The 18,034-nt window shown below is 72.8% G+C and carries 17 protein-coding genes and 2 pseudogenes; 8 read left to right on the top strand and 11 right to left on the bottom strand.

Annotation, left to right across the window (positions count from 1 at the left end; genetic code table 11):
* Positions 1 to 59: 59 nt before the first annotated feature.
* Both OV079_RS24665 and OV079_RS24670 read right to left on the bottom strand, forming a co-directional pair.
* Positions 60 to 740 carry a hypothetical protein gene (locus OV079_RS24665; RefSeq protein WP_267771302.1) on the bottom strand — a complete coding sequence of 227 codons (681 nt, stop codon included), beginning with the start codon at positions 738 to 740 and terminating at the stop codon, positions 60 to 62.
* 120 nt (positions 741 to 860) lie between these two features.
* Positions 861 to 1,442, bottom strand: coding sequence for a hypothetical protein (locus OV079_RS24670; protein ID WP_267771303.1), 582 nt, complete (start codon positions 1,440 to 1,442; stop codon positions 861 to 863).
* 167 nt (positions 1,443 to 1,609) lie between these two features.
* Here OV079_RS24670 and OV079_RS24675 point away from each other — a divergent pair, with 167 nt between their 5' ends.
* Both OV079_RS24675 and OV079_RS24680 read left to right on the top strand, forming a co-directional pair.
* Complete coding sequence (locus OV079_RS24675) at positions 1,610 to 2,149, top strand: hypothetical protein (protein WP_267771304.1); 540 nt, start codon at positions 1,610 to 1,612, stop codon at positions 2,147 to 2,149.
* Positions 2,149 to 2,559 (top strand): C13 family peptidase, encoded by a 411-nt coding sequence (locus OV079_RS24680; protein WP_267778631.1) that lies wholly within the window; start codon positions 2,149 to 2,151, stop codon positions 2,557 to 2,559. Before OV079_RS24675 ends, OV079_RS24680 begins: the two co-directional genes overlap by 1 nt.
* A 132-nt stretch (positions 2,560 to 2,691) precedes the next feature.
* Here the strand turns inward: OV079_RS24680 and OV079_RS24685 are convergent, their stop codons facing one another.
* Positions 2,692 to 5,073: a serine/threonine-protein kinase gene (locus OV079_RS24685; RefSeq protein WP_267771305.1), complete on the bottom strand. Its 2,382-nt coding sequence runs from the start codon at positions 5,071 to 5,073 to the stop codon at positions 2,692 to 2,694.
* A complete protein-coding gene (locus tag OV079_RS56215; protein ID WP_267771306.1) occupies positions 5,070 to 5,423 on the bottom strand; it encodes a protein kinase family protein in 354 nt (117 codons plus the stop codon). Before OV079_RS56215 ends, OV079_RS24685 begins: the two co-directional genes overlap by 4 nt.
* A gap of 64 nt (positions 5,424 to 5,487) precedes the next feature.
* On the opposite strand from OV079_RS56215, the gene OV079_RS24695 reads away from it, so the two are divergent.
* Together OV079_RS24695 and OV079_RS24700 are read left to right on the top strand one after the other, a co-directional pair.
* A complete protein-coding gene (locus tag OV079_RS24695) occupies positions 5,488 to 5,718 on the top strand; it encodes a thioredoxin domain-containing protein (protein WP_267771307.1) in 231 nt (76 codons plus the stop codon).
* Between the two features lie 12 nt (positions 5,719 to 5,730).
* Positions 5,731 to 6,054: a redoxin domain-containing protein gene (locus OV079_RS24700; RefSeq protein WP_267771308.1), complete on the top strand. Its 324-nt coding sequence runs from the start codon at positions 5,731 to 5,733 to the stop codon at positions 6,052 to 6,054.
* Between the two features lie 48 nt (positions 6,055 to 6,102).
* On the opposite strand, the gene OV079_RS58515 is transcribed toward OV079_RS24700, so the two are convergent.
* The 4 genes and pseudogenes from OV079_RS58515 to OV079_RS24715 all read right to left on the bottom strand — a co-directional run bounded on the left by OV079_RS58515 (position 6,103) and on the right by OV079_RS24715 (position 11,163).
* On the bottom strand, positions 6,103 to 6,483 hold the full coding sequence (locus tag OV079_RS58515; protein WP_420829538.1) for an ATP-binding protein: 381 nt from the start codon (positions 6,481 to 6,483) through the stop codon (positions 6,103 to 6,105).
* Between the two features lie 170 nt (positions 6,484 to 6,653).
* Positions 6,654 to 7,697, bottom strand: a pseudogene (locus OV079_RS58520) (PAS domain S-box protein); the annotation flags it as partial.
* A gap of 148 nt (positions 7,698 to 7,845) precedes the next feature.
* Complete coding sequence (locus OV079_RS24710; protein WP_267771310.1) at positions 7,846 to 8,823, bottom strand: SMP-30/gluconolactonase/LRE family protein; 978 nt, start codon at positions 8,821 to 8,823, stop codon at positions 7,846 to 7,848.
* 222 nt (positions 8,824 to 9,045) lie between these two features.
* Complete coding sequence (locus OV079_RS24715; protein WP_267771311.1) at positions 9,046 to 11,163, bottom strand: hypothetical protein; 2,118 nt, start codon at positions 11,161 to 11,163, stop codon at positions 9,046 to 9,048.
* A 905-nt stretch (positions 11,164 to 12,068) separates the two neighbouring features.
* On the opposite strand from OV079_RS24715, the gene OV079_RS24720 reads away from it, so the two are divergent.
* The 4 genes and pseudogenes from OV079_RS24720 (at position 12,069) to apaG (ending at position 15,412) form a co-directional block, all read left to right on the top strand.
* Positions 12,069 to 12,626 carry a hypothetical protein gene (locus tag OV079_RS24720; protein ID WP_267771312.1) on the top strand — a complete coding sequence of 186 codons (558 nt, stop codon included), beginning with the start codon at positions 12,069 to 12,071 and terminating at the stop codon, positions 12,624 to 12,626.
* Positions 12,627 to 12,629: 3 nt separating this feature from the next.
* Positions 12,630 to 12,890 carry a MoaD/ThiS family protein gene (locus OV079_RS24725; protein ID WP_267771313.1) on the top strand — a complete coding sequence of 87 codons (261 nt, stop codon included), beginning with the start codon at positions 12,630 to 12,632 and terminating at the stop codon, positions 12,888 to 12,890.
* A 316-nt stretch (positions 12,891 to 13,206) separates the two neighbouring features.
* Positions 13,207 to 14,505 (top strand): annotated as a pseudogene (locus OV079_RS58525) (aldehyde ferredoxin oxidoreductase N-terminal domain-containing protein); the annotation flags it as partial.
* 88 nt (positions 14,506 to 14,593) lie between these two features.
* Positions 14,594 to 15,412, top strand: a complete 819-nt coding sequence (apaG, locus tag OV079_RS54375; protein ID WP_338088932.1) for a Co2+/Mg2+ efflux protein ApaG — start codon at positions 14,594 to 14,596, stop codon at positions 15,410 to 15,412.
* Positions 15,413 to 15,593: 181 nt separating this feature from the next.
* Here the strand turns inward: apaG and OV079_RS24745 are convergent, their stop codons facing one another.
* The 3 genes from OV079_RS24745 to OV079_RS24755 all read right to left on the bottom strand — a co-directional run bounded on the left by OV079_RS24745 (position 15,594) and on the right by OV079_RS24755 (position 17,996).
* Positions 15,594 to 16,007 carry a DUF6210 family protein gene (locus tag OV079_RS24745; protein ID WP_267771315.1) on the bottom strand — a complete coding sequence of 138 codons (414 nt, stop codon included), beginning with the start codon at positions 16,005 to 16,007 and terminating at the stop codon, positions 15,594 to 15,596.
* 226 nt (positions 16,008 to 16,233) lie between these two features.
* Positions 16,234 to 17,010 (bottom strand): alpha/beta fold hydrolase, encoded by a 777-nt coding sequence (locus OV079_RS24750; protein WP_267771317.1) that lies wholly within the window; start codon positions 17,008 to 17,010, stop codon positions 16,234 to 16,236.
* A 119-nt stretch (positions 17,011 to 17,129) separates the two neighbouring features.
* Positions 17,130 to 17,996, bottom strand: a complete 867-nt coding sequence (locus OV079_RS24755; protein WP_338089102.1) for a tetratricopeptide repeat protein — start codon at positions 17,994 to 17,996, stop codon at positions 17,130 to 17,132.
* Positions 17,997 to 18,034 lie beyond the last annotated feature (38 nt).

The raw sequence follows: 18,034 nt of genomic DNA on the forward strand, positions 1-18,034 counted from the left end.
GCGAAAGGGCATGCCCGATCGGACATGCCCTCTCGCTCATCCTCGCCGGCGGCTCGGGCTCAGGGCGCGGCGCCCTCGTCGATCCACTGCTCGACCAGCGCGATCATGTCGGCCGGCAGCGGACCGCCGCCCTTCGGCATCTGCGACGGGTTGCCGTTGAACGGCCCGTCGCCGGCCGTGCCCTTGAGCTTGGCCAGCAGGTACGAGTTGGCGGCGTCGCCCGGGGCCACGCGCTTGAAGCCGGCGGCCTGGGTCGAGTCGACGTCGACCAGGTTCTGGTACGAGTCCTGGGCGCCCGTGAACGTCAGACCGCCCGAGCCCTGCTGGTGGCAGCCGCACTTGCCCTCGAGGGCCGCGGGGAACACGTCGGTCTCCCAGCTGAGGGCGTCGCCCGTGGTGGTCGTCGTGGTCGTCGTGGTCTCCGGCTCGGTCGTCGTGCCCGGCTCGGTCGTCGTGCCCGGCTCGGTCGTCGACGTCCCGGGCTCGGTCGTCGTCCCGGGCTCGGTCGTCGTCCCGGGCTCGGTCGTCGTCTCGGTGGTCGTCGGCTCGCCGGTGGTAGGCTCGTCGGTGGTCGCCTCCGTGCCGGTGGTCGTGCCGAGCGTGGCGGTCGCGGTCGTCGTGTCGTCCGTCGTCGTGCCCGGCGTCGCGTTGGCGTCGGTCGCGTTGCCGTCATCGCCGCATGCGACGAGCGGCAAGGCGAACAGCGAGCAGGTGAAGATCAATCGTAGTGAGGCGTACATGGCGGCGGGACACTATCACAAGACCGCCGCGGTCCGAGCGCACCGCCGCCCGCTCGGGGTCGTCCCGAGCGCGGCGGCGGCTTCTTCATGTGCGACGCATGAGGTCGCACGCACCCATCATCACTCGGGCGCGCCGGCGTCGATCCACGCGCCGATCTTGTCGAGGTCCGCGCTGCTGAGCGCAGCCGCGGGCGGCGGCGGCATGGCGGTGCCGTTGCCACCGACCTCGACGTGGGTGTTGTTGATCTTGTGCCAGAGGTAGCTGTTCTCGCTGTCGCTCGGCGCGATGAGCTGCATCGACGGGAGCTCGATCGACTGCTTGCCGACGAGCGCACCGTGCGAGTCGCCCGGCGTGATCACGAACCAGCTCGCGGCCGAACCGCCGGCGACGTGACAGCCGGTCGTGCAGTTGGCGTCCCAGATCGGCTGGATGTCGGTCTCGTAGTCGACCTCGAGCGGGCCGGTGGTCGGCGTCCCGGTGTCGTCCGTCGTGCTCGTGCCGTCGGTGTCGGTCGTCTCCGTCGTGGTCGGCTGGTTGGTGCTGTTGGTCGTCGGGTTGGTGGTGCCGTCCGTGGTGGTCGTGGCGTCGTCGGTGTCCGAGCTCTTGCCGCCGCCGTCGTCGCACGCGGCAGCGACGAGGATCAGCGCGGCGAACGATGCCTTGATGGCGCTCGCAATCCAGGGGATGGAAACACTGTTCATAGCGCAACAATCGATACCATTTCATCACTGTCGCGATCAAGCGTCCAATCGCGGATGGGGCGCGAAAGCCCCAGGGCCGGCCCCGAATCATCTGTCCTTCAAGACAGGCTCCTCGTGACAGGAGGATGCGGAGAGCCCGCGAGCGCGCCGTGTTAGCCTCGCACGTCGTGAGCCTCCTGCGCGCAGTCACGGCGATCGGGCTCGGGCTCGCGCTCGCGGGCTGCGGGGCGCCGCTCGCATATACGCGCTTCGTCGCGAAGGTGCCGTACGGCACGGCGCCGCTGCCCGAGCGAGCGCACGTGTTCCTGGTCGCGGGCGGGTCCGACGTCGCCAACTTCGCCGCCGAGGTCGTTGCGCAGCGCGAGCTGCTGCGCACCCGCGGGCTGCAGGCCGACGAGATCGTGTGCTACTGGGCGAAGCCGACGCGCGAGGCGTTCCGCCGCGACCGCGCGCAGTACCGCCGCCTCGCCGCCGAGCTGACCGACTGTTACCCCGCGGCGACCGCGGTGGTGCGCGAGCACCTGGCCCGCGCGGCCGCTCGCCGGCCGCCGTTCCTCTACGTCTACGTCACGACCCACGGGCTGAGCTCGCTGCTGCCTCCGGATGTCCCGAAGGACCTGCTCGAAGCGCCAGACGCGGCGATGCTCGACCAGTACGCGCTGCACTGGCGGCCGGGCCGGGCCACGGGTTCCACCCGGTGTTCTTGATGACGGCCCGCCGCGCCGGCGCGCCGGCCGACGACCTGGTGTTCTCCCCGGGCATGCTGGCGCGCGCGCTGCAGGCGTTCCCGGACACGACGCCCAAGCTGGTGGTGCTGCAGGCCTGTCACGCCGGCGGCTTCGCCCCCGCGCTGGCCGGGGTGCCCGGCCTCGTCGGCCTGGCCGCGGCCCGCCACGACCGCACCAGCTTCGGCTGCGACCCGGGGCCCGACATGACGACCTTCGGCGCGATCTACATCGGCCTGCTCGCGGGCCGCCTGACCGACGCGTCCGCCCTGCCCGCGCTCGACTGGCCCGCGATCTACCAGCAGGTCCAGGCCCGGGTGGCGGCCGCCGAGGCCGCCCAGGGCGCGACGCCGTCGCTGCCGGTGCTCCTCGAGGGCGCGCCGGCGCAGTAGCGCCGCGAAGTCAGGATGTTGCCGTCCGGCGATCCTGCCATCAGGAGAACCGCACGCCTGCCACGATTTTGACAATCACTTTCAATCGAACGCATTGACGACATGACCTTTCGGCCATGACCTCTCGGTCAGCTAGCCCTGGCCGGCGATCCAGGCCGAGATCGCGGCCGCGAGGGCCGTCTCGCCGCCGGCGGAGGCCTCGCCGAGGGCCTGACGGGCCAGCGCGACCGTCTGCGCCCGGCTCTCGGGGCCGGTCTCGCCGGCGGCCAGGTCGGCGGCGGCGCGGGCCTTGGCCAGGGCGAAGCGGGCCAGCGCGACCTGGGCCGGCACGGCGGCGCGGGTCGCCAGGGCCAGCGCGCGGGCGCAGGCGCCCTGGGCCGCGGCGTGCTCGCCGAGGGCCGAGTCGACGGCGCACAGCCACGTCAGCGGCTCGACCAGGCGCGGGTGCTCGGAGCCGAGGACGTGCTCCCACGCCGCGAGCGCGCGCCGCAGGTCGCCGGCCGCGTCGGCCCACCGCTGCTCGGCGGCCGCCGCCAGCCCGCGGCCGACCAGCGCGAGGGACATGTCCGAATGGTCCTGTCCGTAGATCTCGGTGTAGATGGCCAGGGCGTCGTCGTAGCGCTGGCGCGCCGCGGCCGGGTCGTTGCGGGCGCGCGCGAGGTCGCCGGCGACCACGTGGACGCGGGCGCGGTCGGGGTGCTCGGGCGGCAGGCGGGCCGCGGCCAGCTCGCCGGCGCGGGCGACGAGGCTGTTGGCCTCGCGGTCGCGACCGCCGCGCTGACACGCCGTCGCCAGGTCGAGCAAGATCGGCAGCAGCCGCGGGTGCTCGACGCCGAGGGCCTCCTCGCCGCGGCGCAGCGCCGCCGTCAGCTCGACGCGGGCGGTCTCCACGTCGCCTTCTTGCAGCAGGGCCCGGCCGTAGCGGCCGCGGGCGCTGGCCTCGCGGCGACCGTCGTCGCCGAGCCGCTGCAGCGCGGCCGACAGGCGCGGCCACAGCCGGCGCGCCTCGCCGCGGCGGCCCAGGTCCTCGCACTCGACCGCGAACTGCAGCGTCAGGGCGTCGGCCGCGACCTCGTCGTGGCGGCTCGCCTCCGCCGCCCACAGCGCGTCGGCCAGGCCGCGCGACGCCGCCTCGGCCCGCCCCAGCGCCCGCTCGATCGCCGCCCGCCCGTACAGCGCCTCGGCGCGGGCCGGCAGCCACGTCTCGTCGCCGGTCGCCAGCACGCGGGCGATGTCCCACGCCCGCGGCGCGTCGCCGAGGGCCAGCACCGCGGCCGCGTGATCGAGCTCGGCCCGCAGGCGCTCGGCCTGGGCCCGCTGGTCGTCGTCCTCCGGGCCCGGCACCACCGCCGCCAGCCGCCGCGGATCGTCGCAGTCGCCCGGGGCCGGCAGGGCGTCGAGCGCCGTGCCGGCGCGGTCGAGCGCCGGGCCCGAGGCCTCGGACAGCGCCCGCGCCAGCCCGGCGAAGGCGCTGCGCCGCCGCTCGAGGCAGGCCCGCCGGCGCGCCGCGGCGCCCTCGTCGCTTTCGGCCTGCGCGTTTCGACATGTCTCTTGGTACATGTCCCGAAGTTTCTGCGCGTGGCGGTCGAGCGCGTCCACGGTCGGGCCGGCGAACACCGCCCCGCCGGGGCGCTCGGCGAGGGCCCGGGCGAGCGCGGCGCGGCGGCCGTCGTCCCACCCGAGGTCGGGCGTCTCGCACACGCCCGCGAGGGCCGGCTGCTCGGGGCGGGCGGCGACCACGTCGTAGACGGCGAACGCGGCCCCGACGAAGGCGACCGCGAGCCCGGCCGCGAGCGCGAGGCGGCGCCCGAGCCCGCGCGGCCGCGGCGTCTCGTTGAGGTGGTCGAGCAGCTCGTCCATCGACTTGAAGCGCTCGGCGGGCCGGACGCTGAGGCCGCGCAGGACGATGCGGTGCAGCCAGGCGGGGACGTCGGTGTCCTTCGGGACCTCTTGCACGCGGCCGGCCAGCACCGCCTCGCGGACCACCGGCACGCGGTCGCCGACGAACGGCCGCTGGCCGTACAGGCCCTCGTAGAGCGCGACGCAGAAGCTGAACTGGTCGGTGCGCGCGTCGGTGTTCTGGCCGAGGTACTGCTCGGGGGCCATGTACGCCGGCGTGCCGGTCATGCCGCCCGTGCGGGTGATCCGCATGTCGAGCAGGCTCTTCTCGGCCATCGCCTTGATCGCCTCGGTGTACGTGTCGGGCCGGACCATCGGGCCGAGGCCGCGGCCGGCGCGGGCGAGCCCGAAGTCGCCGACGCGCACGCGGCCCTCGGCGTCGATCATCACGTTGTCCGGCTTGAAGTCGCGGTGGATGACGCCGGCCTTGTGCGCCGCCGCCAGCCCGCGGCCGGCCTCCATGAACACCAGCAGCACTTCCTTCCACCCGCGCCGCCGCGGCCCGTTCGGGCCCTCCGCCGAGCGCAACCACTTCGTCAGGGTCACGCCCTTGACGAACTCCATGGCGAGGAAGATCTGGTCCTCGACCGAGCCGACGTCGAAGATCGCGATCACGTTCGGGTGCGACAGCGGGCCATCGCCTGCGCCTCGCGCAGCAGCCGGTGGCGCGCCTTGTCGCGCTTGGGGCGGCTGATCGCCGCGGTCCGCAGCACCTTGAGCGCGACCTTGCGATCGAGGTCGCGATCGTAGGCGACGTAGACGACGCCCATGCCGCCGGAGCCGAGCCGCTTGAGCACGTTGAAGCGGCCGATCTGGCTCGGCAGCGGCTCCAACTCCGCCGCGCAGTCGTTGACCGGCTCGCCGTCGACCGGCGGCGTGAGCGGCGTCCCCTCGGGCGACGGACTCACGTGGGACAGCACCGGCGTCAGCGGTGTGTTCAGCGTCAGGTCGGCGGGCGAAGACACGAGTCTGGGGGCATCGTACCACGGCCCTTGCGGCGGCCTCATCGGTCCGGATAGCTTCTCGGCGATGCCCCGCCCTGCTCGCGTCTTCGCGCTCGCAGCTCACCTCGCCTGCGGGATCGCGGCCTGCGCGGGTCACCGCGGCGGTCCGGTCCCGCCCAGCCGCGCGGAGGCGCCGCCGCCGTTCGCGGTGGCCCCCGACTTCCGCGTCCCCGACAGCGCCGGGACCCCGCGCGGGCTGGCGGATCTCGCCGGCCCCAACGGCCTGGTCCTGGTCACGTACCGCGGCCACTGGTGACCCTTCTGCAGGGTGCAGCTCGGGAAGCTGCAGGAAGTGTTGCCGCAGTTGCAGGCGCTCGGCGTCCACGTCGCGGCGGTGTCCGCCGACGACCTCGAGGGCGCGAAGATCATGATCGAGCGCCAGCACCTCACGTTCCCGATCCTCAGCGATCCGGACGGCGTGATGCTGAAGTCGTGGTCGCGCTGGGACTTCGGCAACGGGGTCGGCCTCGCCGGCACCTTCATCCTCGACAGGGACTTCAAGCCCGTCTTCTTCGAGGACGACGGCGAGCGGTTCTACAAGCGGCCGCGGATCGATCGCGTGGTCGACGTGGCGCGCACCCTGGCGCGCTGACGACATTCGCAGTCTGGGTGCCCACATTCACGCAATGTGGGCAGCCCGTCACATCGGCAGCAGCGGCAGGCGCACGGTGAAGGTCGTGCCCTCGCCCGCCTCGCTCTTGACCTGGATGTCGCCGCCGAGCAGGTGACACAGCTCGCGGCAGATCGCCAGGCCGAGGCCGGTGCCGCCGAACTTGCGGGCGATCGAGCCGTCGGCCTGCTGGAAGGCGCTGAACAGGCTGCCGATCTTGTGCGCCGGGATCCGGGCCCCGTGTCGGACACCACCGCGACCATGAAGTCGACGTCGTCCTCGCGCTCGAACCCGACGCGCAGCTCGATCCACCCGCGGCGGGTGAACTTGACCGCGTTGCCGAGCAGGTTGAGCAGGATCTGCTTCACCTTGGTGCGGTCGACGACGATGGTCCGCTGCGGGTCGCTGCACAGGATCTGGATGTGGTTGCCGTTCTTGACCGCCGCCGGCAGCACGGTGCTCTGCAGGTCGTCGAGCAGCGGGCCGATCACGCAGCGCTCGCGCACGACCTCCATCTTCGCGGCCTCGATCTTCGACAGGTCGAGGATGTTGTTGATGAGCTCGAGCAGGTGCGTGGCGGCGCCGTGGATGCGCCCGAGGTCGCGCTGCAGCTCGTCCTCGGCGTCGCGCTCCTCGGTCAGCAGCTCGGTGTAGCCGATGATCGCGTTGAGCGGCGTGCGCAGCTCGTGGCTCATGTTGGCGAGGAAGATGCTCTTGGTCCGGCTGGCCTCGAGCGCCAGGGTCTCGGCCCGCCGCCGCTCCTGCACCTCGAGGGTGAGCTGCTCGGTGCGCTCGGCGACGCGGGCCTCGAGCTCGTCGCGGGCGCGCCGGAGGTCCTCCTCGACCCGCCTTCGCGCGGTGATGTCGGTGATCGCCACCAGCGAGCCGCGGTGCTCGCCGTGCGGGCCGAACAGCGGCTTGGCGGAGACGATGGCCCAGAAGTCGGCGCCGTCCTCGCGGCGGAAGCGGAAGTCGAACTGGTCCTCGGAGCCCTGGCGCCGCCGCTTCAGGTTGGACCGCGCCGCGGCGGCGCTGTCGTCGTCCATGTAGTCGAAGATCCGGCGCCCGATCATGGCCTCGGGGGTGGTCGCCAGCATGGCCGCGAGGCGCGAGTTGACGAAGTCGATCGCGCCGTCGGGGTCGTTGACGAGGATGCCGTCGTTGATGGTCTGCAGCAGGGTGTGGAAGTAGGAGTCGTCGCGCTTGAGCTCCACCGAGGAGGCGCTGCGCACGGCGCGGACGAGGCAGAGGAAGCCGACCCGCCGCGCGTGCTCGTCGAGCCACGGCACGATCGTGTGCTCGGTCCAGCGGACCGGCGCCTGCGGCGACTGCCAGCGGAACATCGAGGTGCACGGCGAGGCGCCCGCGATCGCGTCGTCGTAGCGCTCGAGGTCGTCGCCGTGGACGAGCCCCCGCAGCCCCGCGGGGTCGGCGAACAGCTCCGCCGGCTCGCGCCCCGACAGCTCGCGCACCGCGCCGGCCAGCTCCTCGATCTGCAGCTGCGGCGCCAGCCGCACCCGCGCCAGCAGCAGCTCGGCGGCGTTCCACAGCGCCGCCGCGTCGGGACCCCCGAAGCCGACGTGCGTGCTGCCGAACTGCCCAGGTGCTCCCGACCTCGGGGTCATCTGTTGTGATGATAACACCCGGAACGGCGGTCGGGACGCTTCGGCCGCTGCGTCGCGCGCACCCCGCCGTGCCGATGCAATCGCGCGCACGGACCGTCGCGCCGCCGCGGACGCGTCGGACCGTGCGGACCGCCGGCCCGCCGCCGCGTCAGGGCAGCGCGAGGCCCCAGTCCGGCACCGACAACGAGAGCAACGCCGGCTTCGGCGTACCCGGCACCACGCCGAGATAGCGATTGATGGCGAAGCTCGTGACGTACAATGTATTCTTCGTCAACAAAGTCTGGCCGAACACCACGCTCGACGGCGCGTCGAGCAGGCCGCCCTGGGCGAGCACGTGGACGTCGCCGTCGTCGTCGACGCGGACCAGCCGGTCCTGCCCGTTGACCGCGACGTAGAGATCGCCGTCGGCGGCGAAGGCGATGCCGTCGGCGCCCGCGAGCTTGGCGTAGTCGTCGACCCAGACCTCGGGCTCGCCCGGCTCGCCGTGGCAGTCGATCGGGATGCGGACGATCGTCCCGTAGTCGAGGTTGCCGACGTAGAGGTTGCGCTTCCACCGGTCGAACGCGATGCCGTCGGCGCCGAAGCTGTGGAACGGCAAAAACGGCGTGACCGGGTCGCCCTCGAGCGACGGATCGGCGAGCCACACGTCGGCGTCGCCGTCGTCGTCGATCTTCCAGATCAGGCCGAGGAACGGGTCGGTGACGTAGAGGTCGCCGCGATCGTCGAACGCGAGGTCGTTGGGGAAGCCGAGCGGATCGAGGGCGGCGTACTGGGTGGTTTGGCCGGTGAGCGGGTGGATCCGCCACACGAACGCGGCCGACGGCTCGGGCGCGAACGCGCCGCTGCCGGCGTAGAGCCAGCCGTCGCGGCCGAACTTGAGCCCGAGCATGAAGGTGCCCGCCGGGACCGGCGGCGCCGCCAGAGTCGTCAATTGCCCGTTCGGCCTCAGCTTCTTCACCACCGGGCCCATCGACATGTAGAGGTTGCCGGCCCAGTCGGTGGTGATCGACTCCGGCAGCTCGCCCTGCGCCGGGTCGAACGCCCGCACCAGCGCGGGCCCGGCCACCGCCTCGCCCGCGCCGAACAACACCGCCGCACCCACCACGACCGCAAGAGTCTTCGCCATCGACCTATCCCCCCAGGCCAAACTACGGGCCCGGAGCGCGCGGCGTCAACTATCAATAATGCGACCGCGGGTCACTGCATCCAGTGCAGTGTAGGCGCCGCTGTCACGTCGACACATCAGCCTTCGCATGACGGGCGGCGCCGGGAGGTGGGCCTTGGTGCCGTGCTGTCGCAGCCCGGCCGACCGCGGCCCGGGCCGCCCCCGACGCAATTGCGGCCGCCCTCAGTTGACGTTGGCGACGCTGACGTGGAACGGAGAGCCGGCGATCGCCAGCTCACCGGCGAACTCGTGGTCGCCCATGCCGCCCTCGCCGGGGCCGTATTCGGCGCCCTGGGGCCCGCAGCCGCCCTCCTTCCAGTCCTCGATCTTGACCCGGCCGAACCGGTAGCTGAGCAGCTTCTGGCCCTCGAAGTCGGCGACGGTGCGCACGTCGGCGCGATCCGAGTACCACACCGCGACCGGGTCGTTCATGCGGCTGTCGCGGATCTCCTCGTAGACCTCTACTTCGTCCTTCCACGCGACCACGTGCTGGAGCGCCCGCTCGCCGCGGCACACCACGATCACGCCGTCGTTCAGGCCGCGGACCTCCTGCGTCTGGTCGTCGACTTTCTCGGGCACGATGTCGAGGAAGGTCGAGCGATCGCCCCCCAGGCCGCGGTGCATCACCAGCGCCGTCGGGTGCTGGCAGATCTGCCCGGTCGCCAGCGGGGCCGGCTCGCCGGTGGCCTGCTCGCCCTTGCCGACCTCGAACCAGCTCGCCATCAGCCGCCCCGGCGTGAACACGTGCAGCACGCCGTCGTCGCCGGCCGCGTAGGCCTTCCACGCGTCGACGCCATTGGTCGGGCCGTAGATCGCCTGGCTCTTGTCGAGGCCGACCCGCACCGCCCGCGGGGCGGTCACGTCGAACACCGCGGCCACCGTCGGCCGCGCGCTCTCCGGCGCGACGTCGAAGGTGTAGGGCCACACGTCCGCGGGCGCCTGCGGCAGCACCTGGTCGCCCGGCTGCGTGCCGTCCCACACGAATTGCGACAGCGTCTCGGAGCAGCTGGCCTCGCTGCCGAAGTACATCGAATGGAAGTAGCCGAGCAGCGGCGCCAGGTCGACGAACGCGACCTTGTCCTCCCACTGGCTGGCGACCAGCGCGTAGCCTTTGCGCGCGACCAGGTGCTGCAGCCACCCGCCCTCGGCGAAGGCGGAGATCGGCTGTTGATTGGCGACGTCGGACATCTGCGCCTCGCTGGTGAAGCAGGTGTCGACCATGGTGTCCTTGTGCGGCCCGGTGAACGACAGGCTGCGCATCGACTTGCCGTTGGCGTCGTTCGGGTTCGTCCAGCCGTGGGTGGTGACCGCGGCGATCGAGGTCGGGGTGGCGAAAGGCAGCGGCACGGTGCCGAGGAGCTTCAGCTCGCGCACGCCGCCGGCGTTGAACAGGCCGTGGTACCACCACGAATGCGCGTTCGGGGTCGGCCCCCGCACCGACAGCACCGCCAGCTCGCCGCGCACCTCGTCGGTGTTCCACAGGGTGACCAGCACGAACTCGTTGTTGCTGGTGATGGCGACCGCGCTCGGCACGAGGTGCGGCGGGAATTGATAATAGGCGCCGACCGAGCCCGAGGTCGCGGTGCCGGCGGTGCCGACGGCGCCGCCGGCGAAGATCGCCACGCCGTCGTTGGTCCAGTTGCGCTCGCTGCGGGCGATGGCGATCGGCTGGCCGAGCGCGGCCGGGTCGTACTCGGGGCGCGTCACGTAAGGCTCGGGGCTGTTCAGCATCTTCGGGTGACTCGAGATCGCGCCCTGCTCCCAGGCGTGGGTCTGGATCCGATCGACCCCGGGGGTGGCCGCGCCGAGCCCCGCGGCGGGCACGTAGAGCGCCTGGCCGCTGACGCTGCCGTAGCAACCGCCGCCCTCGGGGCACACGCCTGCCTGCACCGGGATGCCGTCGGTGAGATAGCCGCCGGCGCAAGTCTGCCCCGCGGGGCCCCAAACCTCGGGGGCGGCGTTGGTGGCGTCGCCGTCGTGCAATTCGGCCCACGTCGGACCGAGCCGACAATTCACGGCCTCCTCGCTCCAATCGCCGGCGACCTGGGCGTAGCGGGCGGCGTCGATCTGCCCGCTGACGCTGTCGACAATGCCGGCCCCGCAGCGCGCGTACGGGCCGGCCGGCGTCTCGCCGGTCTCGTCGCCGGTCTCGCCGGTCTCGCTCGTCCCGCCGGTGGTCGGCGGATGGGCGGTACCCGCGGTCGGCTCGCTCGCACCGCCGGTCGGGCCGTCGCTGTCGGTCCCGCCGGTGGTGCTGCCGTCAGTCGCCGGACAGGCGAGCAGCGCGAGGACGGGGAGCACGTCGTAAATTCGTGGCCGGATCATGGGCGAGCCTCCAATCGCATTCGAGAGGCGCGATGATCCCCGCGATCACGGCACTCGAGCGTGCCCGACGATCGGAGTCTTCGCGGGGTATGCGGAACCCACGCGGGGCGGGCGGGGCCCCGCTCGCAGGCCCCCCGGGCGCGCTCGCGGCCCGCGATGCAGCGTAACCCCGGGCTGAAACGGGTTCTCCTCGCCCGCCCACGCAGGCCTCGCGCGCCCGCGACGGCGCGCGCTCGCCCGCGTCACGCGACGGCGCGCGGATGCGTGATTCATACGACCTGCGCTGCGCGGGAGCGCCTCATGAGACGGCCGCGATGCGCGACTGTCCTCGGGGACATGTCGCTTTCTGCCGACCGGCGGTCAGAGCACGGCCCGCCGGGCGTGCTTGCGACGACCGCCGCGCAGGACCGTCCGTCACGCGGCCGCGACATGCGAATGTCCTCGGGGACAGGTCACGATCCGCCGGCCGACGGTCGGAGCATCGCCGGCCGGTCGTGATCGCGGCGACCACCGCCGCGCCCGTCCGGACCTCGGGCGCGAATCAAGGCTGTCGACCGCGGGCCGCGCCGCGCATTCGCATCGGTCGAATCACCGCAGGAGCGGACGGCTCGACCGATTCGGGCGCGCGGACCGAGGCAGCCGCTCGCGCGGCCGTCTCGCGCGGTCGGAGAGATGTCTCGATGGACATGTCCTGAAGAACACGCGGCTCCCCGCCCGCCCGCTCGCGGCGACCGGAGACCCCGCTCGGTGCCCGCCCGAGCCCGGCACGCGCGCGGGGAAACTTCGTTATCGGCGCTGCGGCGCGACTTTTGGGGGGTTTTGCGGCGAGCGGCTGCAGCGGCGTGGACGCGGGCGCCGGCGCGCTCTAGACTGCCGCGGCAATGGCACGAAGCAAGACCAGCAAGTGGGTGAGCCTCGGGCTCGCGGCGACCGTGGGCATCGGCGCGTACGAGTTCGGGCTGTTCGACTGCGCGAGCACCGACGGGGTGCAGCACCTCGCCAATCAAGTGTGGATCGAGCGGCTCCCGCAGAACGACCGCGACCAGATCCATCACCTCGTCCTGCTCGAGCAGGGCCGCGACCGCTTCGGCGGGTTCGGCAAGAGCTCGCAGTGGCGCCACTTCCTCGAGATCTTCGCGTGGCACCGCGAGCAGAACCGCCTGACCCTCCACCTGCCGCAAGACCGCGTCCGCCTCGACATGGAGGCCCGCGTGTGGGAGTGCGAGGGCGAGGCGCCGGCCCCGTTCGAGCTGTGCCTCGAGCTCAAGAGCGAGCGCCACACCTCCCGCTACTACAGCCGCTTCGACTGGGTCATCGAGGGCGGCAAGGCGCCCCACATCGAGGGCCTGCCGGAGCTCGCGCCCCACGCCGCGCCCGCGCTGCCCGAAGGCCTCGAGTTCACGCCCGACGCCGACGCGCAGGCGCTGCTGGCCCGCTGAGGCGTGGTCACGGTCGAGCTCTACGGCGTGCCGCGCCTGCGCGCGGGCGCCTCGCGCGTGGAGGTCCCCGCGGGCACGCTCGGATCGATCCTCCACGCGCTCGCCTCGAGCCTCCCGGGCCTCGTGCCCGACATCGTCCACGACGGCCGCCTCACCGAGCACGCGCTGGTCGCCGTCGACGGCCGCGAGATCGTCGCCGACCCGGCGCTGCCGATCGCCGACGGCACGGTGCTGGTGCTGATCTCCGCCGCCGCCGGCGGCTGACCGCCCGAGCGATCGTTCCGTCCCGGCGACCCGCCCCGATCGCCTCTCGCCGGGACGGCGCAGCCGCGAGCCGATCGCTTCGCCCAGGGAACTTCCCAGGCGCGTCCGCACTGGAGCACGTCAGCCGACCCCACGGCGCGCACCCGATCGTGCAGCCCGTCGCGTGACGAGCTCGGCTCCGCTCCCTGCCGGCTTCGATCTCGGCGCGGCGCGCGACTCGCAGATGCTGGAGAGATCCGTGATCGACGTCGCGCGCTCGGCCGGCGCGCTCGGCTTCGCGGTCGCGCGGGCGGGCGGGCGCGCTACAACCCTCCCGATGCGCGGCAACTTCGGCCGGATCTTGCTCGTCGAGCTGCGGGGCGACCGCGTGGCCGTCGAGCACGTGGCGCTGCCGGAGGCCGTCTACCAGGCGTTCGTCGGCGGCGTCGGGCTCGGCGTCTATCTCCTGTGGCGGTTCGCCCCGGCGGGCGTCGACCCGCTGGCGCCCGAGGCGCCGCTCGTCTACGCGTTCAGCCCGCTGCTGGGCACCTCGCTGACCACCACCGCCAAGTTCGCAGTCCTGTGCAAGAGCCCCCTGACCGGGCGGATCAGCGACGGCCTCAGCAGCTCCCGCTTCGCCCTCGCCGCCAAGCGCCTCGGGGTCGACGCCATCGTCGTCCGCGGCGCGCTCGACCGCCTCGGCTGGCTCCACCTCGACGAGGACCCGGCCGCCTGCCGCGTCGAGCCGTGCCCGGCGTGGGCCGGCCTGTCCGCACATGAACTTTCAGACATGGCTGCAAAGCAAGGTCTTTTCCGCCATGTATCGGCGATCGGCCCCGCCGGCGAGGCGCAGGTCCGCTATGCGACGATCTCCAACGACGGCCGGCACGCCGGGCGCGGCGGCGCGGGGGCGGTGCTCGGGTCCAAGCGGGTCAAGGCGATCAGCGTGCGCGGGGCGGCGGTCGCCGGGGTCGCGGACGCGGCGAGCGTGCAGGCGCGGGCCCGCGATCTCGCGGCGCGCAGCGCCGGGGCGGCGACCGAGAAGTATCGGGCGCTCGGGACCGCGGCCAACCTCGAGACCTTCGACCGCCTGCGGATCTTGCCGCGGCGTAACTTCCAGACGGTGTCGATCGGCCAGGCAGCCGCGCGTCGCCTCGCGCCCGAGGGGCTGGCCCGCGCCGGCGAGCACGTACGCGACAGCTGCGCCGGCTGCACGATCGGCTGCGACCATCGCTACGGCGGCACGCGCATCGAGTACGAAACTCAGTTCGCTCTCGGGCCGCTGATCGACGTCGACGACCCTGCGCGCCTGCTCGCGGCCGCCGGCGCCTGCGACGCGCTCGGCCTCGACACGATCTCGGCCGGCGGCACTCTGGCGTTCGCGATGGAGTGCGCCGAGCGCGGCCTCGTCGACTGGCCGCTGCGCTTCGGCGCCGACGTCTTGCCGTGGCTCCGCGCGATCGCCCGCCGCGAGGGCGCCGGCGATCTCCTGGCGGAAGGGACACGTCGCCTGGCGGCCGTGATCGGCCAGGGCAGCGAGCGCTTCGCCTGTCACGTCAAAGGCCTCGAGCTGCCGGGCTACGAGCCGCGGGCGATGCAGACGTTCGCGCTCGGCCTGTGCGTCGCCAGCAGGGGCGCCGACCACAACCGCAGCGGCGCGTACCAGGCCGACCTCCAGGCCGGCGTCGACCGCTACCGCGCCGACGTGGCGCGCGCCCGCGCGGGTGATCGAGGCCGAGGACAACGCGGCCCTGCTCGACTCCCTGATCCTCTGCAAGTTTTTGCGCGGGGCCATCCGCGAGCCCTGGCGCGAGGGGGCCGAGCTGCTGACGATGGTGACGGGCATGTCTCGGGGCGAAGACGATCTGCGGCGGTCGGCACGCAGGGTCGCCGCCGTGCGTCACGCCTTCAACGTGCGCGAGGGCTGGACGCTCGCCGAGGACCGCCTGCCCGACCGCTTCCACGACGAGGCGCTGGAAGACGGCGCGTCGCTCGACCGGGCCGACGTCGCGGCGATGGTCGACGCATACCACGCCGCCCGCGGGCACGTCCCGAGCGGCGGACCGTCGGAGCGCCTCCGCCGCGAACTCGAGCTCGACGCCTGGCTCACGGACGCCCCCCTTGCAAGGCCCCGCGTCGCTCGGCTAATGGGACCCCAGGTGACCCGGAGCGAGACCGAGGGGATCTGCGTCGAGGTGAAGACGCGCTACGTCGGCGGGCGTGCCTTGCCGGAGGGCGCGCGCTTCGTGTTCGCTTACACCATCCGGATCTCCAACACCGGCGAAGCGCCCGCCCAGCTGTGCCGGCGCCACTGGTTCATCACCGACGCCCACGGCGGCGTGCGCGAGGTCGAGGGCGAGGGCGTGGTCGGCTCGCAGCCGCTGCTCCACCCCGGCGAGTCGTTCGAGTACACCAGCGGCTGCGTGCTCGAGACGCCCCACGGCGCGATGCACGGCAGCTACACCATGTTCCGCCCGAACGGCGCCTGCTTCGAGGCGCTGGTCGACGCGTTCGTGCTGGCGGACCCGCAGGCGATCGTCTGAAGCGGGGCTGTCCTCCGGGACAGCTGACGGAGAGCGCCATGGCGGCGAGGTCCACCGCGCAGAGCACCTCGCGGCGTGGCCAGGCCGGCTGGCGAGCGACCTGCTCTTCAGGACAGCCGCGAATGCTCCGTTCGTCGGCCCCGCTGCGCGGCGCGCGGTCATTCCCCGGCGCGAGGGGCAGTCAGTCGCTGTTCGGCCACACCAACACGCCCTTCCAGGGTCCGCTCCCCGCGAGCGGACAGCCTCCGCCCGACGTGACGTCGACGTAGACCCAAGCCTCCCCCGACTCCGTCAGCATCGCTCGATCGACGCGCAGGAACTCGGTCTCCCTGTACCGGGCGAGGATCGCGTCCACCTCGTCGGCCTGGCTCTCCGAGAGACCGGGCAGATTCGCCAGGAGCGTGCCGAGAGCGGCCTCGATCGATTCGGGGACGAACTCCGGGAACGTCTCGTCCAGGGGAACGAAGAAGCCCCGGACAGCGACCTGCGCGCAGCAGTGACCGAAGACCTGCGATCTGTAGAGGGCTCCATGCTTGTCGAGGATGATGAGGCCAGGGCGGCAGAACGTGATGTCGATCTCGACCGGGTGGTTCACGGCGACCGGAGGCTACCTCTTTGGTGACGCGGAACGGGGCCGTCCGGCGTACGACCGCCCCCGCGCCGCGCGACGGCCGTCGCGACCCGACTGGCGCCGCGCTCATCCGGGCCTCACCGCGCCGGGCCACGGTCGCCGCCCCGCGGCGTGCCCTCGCTGCCGCCTACGACATGTGCTTTGGGTCATGTCCCGAAGCGCATGCCCTGAAGCACATGTCCCCGAAGAGCTAGCCGAGGCCGGCGAGGAAGGCCGAGATCACCGCGACCGTCTCGTCGGGCCGCTCGACCTGCACGTAGTGGCCGGCGCCGCGGATCACCGCCAGGCGGGCCCCCGCGATCGGGTCGACGATCGTCTGGCGGAGGAACGGCGGCGGCATGAACGGGTCGTCGGTGGCGACCACCAGCGTGCGGGCCGTGACGTTCTTCAGGCGGTCGGAGAAGCCGAGGCCCGACCACGAATCGAAGCCCTCGGCGATGCACTTCGAGGGGATCGAAGCGCCGGCGCCGAGCAGGCGGTCGCGGGCGCTCTCGGACAGGTTGGTGCAGGCCATCCCGAGGATCGTCGCCTTCGATTCGCGGTTGTCGGCGCCGCGGAACAGCCCGGCCGCGTCGGGCGGGAACGGGATGCCGGAGGCCGGCACCGGGCACAGCAGCACCTGCCCCTGCACCCGCTCGGGCGTCGCCGCCGCGATCCACTGCGCGATCGCCCCGCCCATGCTGTGGCCGATCAGCACGAACGACCTGTCCCCGAGGACATCCATCAGCTCGGTCACGTCGGCGGCGTAGCGCTCGACCGTGTAGCCGGACTCGGGCCGGTCGGACTCGCCGGCGCCGCGCAGGTCGGGGATCACGAGGCGGTAGCCCGTGAGGTCGAGCCGCTCGGCCAGCTCGTCGTAGACGGTGCTGGACACCATCCAGCCGTGGATCGCCAGGATCGTCCGCGGGCCCTCGCCGAGCACGCGGTAGGCGATCTGGACCTTGTCGCTCGTCGTCATCGTCGACATACGCGGCGATGATAAGCCGAACGCCCGCGGGCCGACACCGCGGCATATGGGGGCTCCGAACGGCGAGAGGCGAGGCCCCGCGGGTGGGACCTCGCCTCCGCCGCTGCGACACCGCGGCCTTACAGTTCGCCGATCTGGCGCAGGAACTCGGTGGCCTCGGTGCAGTTCGGGTCCTCCATCAACGCCTTCCGGCCCCACAGCACCGCCTTCTGGCGGTCGCCGCGCCGCTCGGCGATGTAGCCCTGGCGCAGGTACGCGACCGCGCGGCTCATCGGGGCGGCCTCCATCAGGGCGATGCTGCGGAGCACGCGGATGGCGAGGTCGTAGTCCTCGAGCTGCTCGGCCAGCGTCGCCAGGGCGACCGCCACGTCGCCGTTGTTGCGGTCGGTGTTGTGGGCCTCCTTGAGCCAGTGCAGCTCCTGCTCGTAGTTCTCCTGGGCCCCGGCGATCATCGCCTTGCGGTACTGCATGGCGCACAGGTCGGGCGAGCGGCGGCCCTTCATCGCCTCGATCGCGGCGTCGAGGATCGCGTTGGCCTCGTCGAACTCCCCGGCCGCGGCGAAGGCCTCGACGAGCAGCAGGTTGACCGCCTGGTCGGCCGGGCGCAGCTTGAGCGCCCGCTTGAGCGCGGCCACGGCCGCCTCCGGGTCCTCGTCGAGCAGCAGCTCGCCGGCCTGGCGCAGCGTGACGAAGCGGGTCCCTTCGTCGGTGATCACGTCGGCCTCGGAGATGAGCAGCCGCGCGAGCGCCGGGTAGTTCTCGGTCTCCTCGAAGATCTGCTTCAGCCGCGCGCGCACGGCCTCGTTCTTCGGCTGGGCCTTGTGGGCCGCCTCGAGCCCGGCCTGGGCGTCGTGCGGCCGCTCGACCTTCTCGCACGCGTCGACGAGCTGCATCACCGCCTTGATCTGCTCCTCGCCCGTCTCGGCGGCGACCAGCTTGGTCGCCGTCTCGATCACGCTCTCCCACCGGCCGGCGGCGACGTCCATCGCCGTCAGCTGGCGCAGCGCCTCGGTGTCGCCGGGGG

It is taken from the genome of Nannocystis pusilla (assembly GCF_026626665.1).
Lineage (GTDB): Bacteria > Myxococcota_A > Polyangia > Nannocystales > Nannocystaceae > Nannocystis > Nannocystis pusilla.

Excerpts from the sequence above, each read along its gene's own strand:
- OV079_RS24695 (WP_267771307.1), top strand. The coding sequence starts at position 5,488 with ATGCCCCGCCCTGCTCGCGTCTTCGCGCTCGCAGCTCACCTCGCCTGC.
- OV079_RS24680 (WP_267778631.1), top strand. The coding sequence starts at position 2,149 with ATGACGGCCCGCCGCGCCGGCGCGCCGGCCGACGACCTGGTGTTCTCC.
- OV079_RS24710 (WP_267771310.1), bottom strand. The coding sequence starts at position 8,823 with ATGGCGAAGACTCTTGCGGTCGTGGTGGGTGCGGCGGTGTTGTTCGGC.
- OV079_RS24665 (WP_267771302.1), bottom strand. The coding sequence starts at position 740 with ATGTACGCCTCACTACGATTGATCTTCACCTGCTCGCTGTTCGCCTTG.
- OV079_RS24755 (WP_338089102.1), bottom strand. The coding sequence starts at position 17,996 with ATGGACGTCGCCGCCGGCCGGTGGGAGAGCGTGATCGAGACGGCGACC.
- OV079_RS24670 (WP_267771303.1), bottom strand. The coding sequence starts at position 1,442 with ATGAACAGTGTTTCCATCCCCTGGATTGCGAGCGCCATCAAGGCATCG.
- OV079_RS24720 (WP_267771312.1), top strand. The coding sequence starts at position 12,069 with ATGGCACGAAGCAAGACCAGCAAGTGGGTGAGCCTCGGGCTCGCGGCG.
- OV079_RS24750 (WP_267771317.1), bottom strand. The coding sequence starts at position 17,010 with ATGTCGACGATGACGACGAGCGACAAGGTCCAGATCGCCTACCGCGTG.